Origin of the sequence: Frankia gtarii, from assembly GCF_025403375.1 — a bacterium.
GTDB classification, from domain to species: Bacteria; Actinomycetota; Actinomycetes; order Frankiales; family Frankiaceae; genus Frankia; species Frankia gtarii.
Genome location: NZ_JAMPTM010000443.1, coordinates 1 through 3,198 on the forward strand (window position 1 = coordinate 1; position 3,198 = coordinate 3,198).

General features: G+C 66.5%; 2 protein-coding genes. Both read right to left on the reverse strand.

Annotated features, from left to right (window positions below; translation table 11 throughout):
* Positions 1–109 precede the first annotated feature (109 nt).
* Positions 110–1,477 carry a glycoside hydrolase family 26 protein gene (locus NBZ83_RS31115; protein WP_261567642.1) on the reverse strand — a complete coding sequence of 456 codons (1,368 nt, stop codon included), beginning with the start codon at positions 1,475–1,477 and terminating at the stop codon, positions 110–112.
* A 438-nt stretch (positions 1,478–1,915) separates the two neighbouring features.
* Positions 1,916–3,064 carry a Nickel transporter NicT gene (nicT, locus tag NBZ83_RS31120; protein WP_261567641.1) on the reverse strand — a complete coding sequence of 383 codons (1,149 nt, stop codon included), beginning with the start codon at positions 3,062–3,064 and terminating at the stop codon, positions 1,916–1,918.
* Positions 3,065–3,198 lie beyond the last annotated feature (134 nt).

The following is a 3,198-nucleotide window of genomic DNA, read 5'->3' on the forward strand; positions in this document are numbered from 1 at the left end:
GGGTGGCGAGGCGAGGGCGGGGTGGCGAAAAGGGATCCCGCCGCCCCGCCTGGTCGTCGTCAGTGCCGGTTGCCGGTGGGCGGTGGGACGGCCCGAGTGGCCGCGCCCATCACCACAGGGTGCCGTAGCGCAGCGCTGACTGATTGTTTTTGAACAGGCAGTGCTCGGTGTCTGTCGGTCGATAGAGGTTCGATCCGACGTTGGGAGGCTCGCAGGTGTTGAAGTAGTTCTCGTAGTACAGTCCCTTACCGGCCCGTTCCCGCAGCCAGTCCCACATGAACTGGATGTAGTTCGGGTTGTCGCCGGCGCCGTTGTCGTCGCGACCGCTGACCACGCCCCATTCCCCGACGCCGAAGAGTTTCCCGTGCTGGCGGGCGAAGTTCCACAGCCACGTGATGCCGCCGGTCTCGTTCGCCTGCTTGGTGAACTCCGCGGACGTCCGCGACGGTGGGTAGTGGTCGTAGGCGTCGATGCCGATCAGATCGACCCACTGGTCACCCGGGTAGAGGTCCGTCGGGTTGTGGCTCGGCGGGTTCTGGGAGTAATGGGCGTTGATGGACCAGTCGAGCAGCGGATCGGGATTCGCCGTCGCCCGGATGGCGTCGGCGACCTTACGCCAGCAGTTGACGTACGCGGTTGGGTTCCGCCCGGACCACTGGTACCAGTCGCCGTTTCCCTCCCACGCGATCCGGATGATGGAATTCTGCCGGCCGGTCGAGTTCAGGGTGTTGCCGAACTGCCGCCAGTAGGTGTCGTAGGCCCCCGTCGCGCAGGTCTCCAGGGAGGCCCCGATGCTCTCGGGGAACGGCGGCACGGAGATGACCAGCCGGCCCGGCCATCCGGCGAAGTTCTGCTCCGCCCACGACGGGGCGACCATGCCCTGCCAGTTGTTGCGGCTCACGAAGACGTGCGAGAGGTCGCAGGGGCTGCCGCGGTCGGCGCAGAAGCTGTCCACGGTGGCCGGTACCATGATCGGATCCCCGTTGACTCCCGACAGCCACGGCAGTCCGGAACGGTTTGGCTGTGTCGGTGGCGTGGTCGGTGGGGCTATCTCGTGGAACGTGTCGGCCTTGTCGAAACCGACCCAGGTGCCCGTCGATCCGCCCGCGGACCGGCCGACGTTGACGACGAAGGCGGTGTGCGGGCCGTCGCTGAGCACCGACGAGCGGTAGAGCAGCGCCTTGTTGGACGACGGAGCGAAGGTGTTGACGGCGTAGGGGGTCTGCCCGTCTATGCTCACGGTGATGATCCCGCCCTGCGGGGACCGGATGCCGTAGATGTCGATCTGGGCACCGGTGAAGCGGATCCCGACGGTCGCCCCCGCTTTGACGGAGTAGCGGTAGCTGCTGTTGTCGGTGGGCGGCGCGCATCCACCACAGGTGGTCCACACGTTCACATAGTTGAGTTGACGGCTGTCGTCCTCAATAGTTCCCGTCTGCTCGAAGACCGCGAGCGCCGGGTTTATCCGTCCTCCCATCAGAAAGAGCGGGGCGAGGCAGAGGACGGCGAGAAGAAGCCATCGACGGATTGCTCGTGGTTGATCCGCCCGAAACTTTCCCGAAGTTGCTCCTGTCGCCCGATCTCTACTCGGACCCCATGACCGGGATTTCCGCCGGTGGCGGCCCAGGGATGGCCTTTCCTGCACTATTCGAGTCATTCCCCCGCCTGATGCAATCGGTCCTCGGGATCGACGTATGTCGGTCGTGGCCAGTCGCTAGCAGAGGGAATACTAGGCACAGACTAAGATCATAATTACTCTGCGTGTTGGAGCGGATGGAATCCGCGTGTCGAGCGGGTCGGCAATGTCAGGGCAAAGTGGAACAGAAAGGGCGGCTCGTCCGCGCGGCCCGGCCATGCGTTAACCGTGCGTATTCGAGGTTGGGCTGGTCTGGCCGAGTTCGCCGCAGAGACCCGCTCAGGCTGTCGGCCCGGGCTGGCCGCCTTCGGGCCCCGCCGTCACCGTCCACCTCTCCTCGATGCGGCCGATCTTCCACACCAGCAGGCTTACCGCCCAGGTGACGACGAACAGGCCGACGATGAAGTAGCCGACGACGTTCAGGTCGAGTCCCGAGACCCAGTCCCAGAAGCCACCCGACAGGTGCGCCTTCTCGGTGAGGATGCCGAGCAGCTCGACGGTGCCGATGAGGAACGCGACCGCGACCGACAGGCCCGTGACGGTGATGTTGTAGTACGCCTTGCGGACCGGTTTGGAGAAGGCCCAGCCGTAGGCGAAGTTCATGAACGATCCGTCGATGGTGTCCAGCAGACTCATCCCGGCGGCGAAGAGGACCGGCAGCACGATAATGGCGTACCAGGGCAGTCCGCTGCCGGCGGCGCCCGCGGCGAGGAACAGCAGGGCGACCTCCGTCGCCGTGTCGAACCCCAGGCCGAACAGCAGCCCCAGCGGATACATCTGCCACGGTCGGGTGATCGCCCGGGTGAGGCGGCCGAGGAAGCGGTTGGCGAATCCGCGGGAATTCAGCCGCTCCTCCAGCGCCGCTTCGTCCACGACGCCGCGGCGCATGTCGCGGAACACGGCGACGATGCCGACGAGAACGACGAGATTGATTCCGGCGATGAGATAGAGGAAGCCGCCGGAGACGGTGGTGCCGATCCAGCCGGTGACGTCGTGCAGGGTCGACCCGTCGTCGGAGACCTGGCCGGCCAGCGAGCGCACCCCGACGCCGAACAGGATGGCCAGCGCGAACACGACCGTCGAGTGGCCGAGGGAGAAGAAGAATCCGACGGACAGCGGCCGCCGACCGTCCGTCATGAGCTTGCGGGTGGTGTTGTCGATCGCGGCGATGTGGTCGGCGTCGAACGCGTGCCGAAGCCCGAGGGTGTAGGCGGTGACCCCGAGGCCGACGCCGAAAACCTGGCCGTCGGCGCCGAACCGGTAGTGGTGCGGCGCGATGACAGCCGTCAGCAGGATCCAACCGACCACGTGCAGGCCGATGATGACGGCGGCCATGGCGCCGATCGTCGTCCACTCCCGCCGGTCGAGCGCGCCCCCCACCCGGGCCCGCGGATTCCGTCCTGATCCGGTGACGACGGGCGTGGTCATGGGCGAGCCCCCTCGTTGCGCCCCGTAACCGGTCTCGGATGGTGCCCTGCCGGCCGGGCAGGCACGACCATAACCGGGACGAATGTGCTCCTGCAACACAGTTGCAGGAGCACCGGGATGCCAGGGGGTGGGGC

Coding starts and splice junctions, on each gene's coding strand:
- NBZ83_RS31115 (WP_261567642.1), bottom strand. CDS start 1,477: ATGGGAGGACGGATAAACCCGGCGCTCGCGGTCTTCGAGCAGACGGGA.
- nicT (WP_261567641.1), bottom strand. CDS start 3,064: ATGACCACGCCCGTCGTCACCGGATCAGGACGGAATCCGCGGGCCCGG.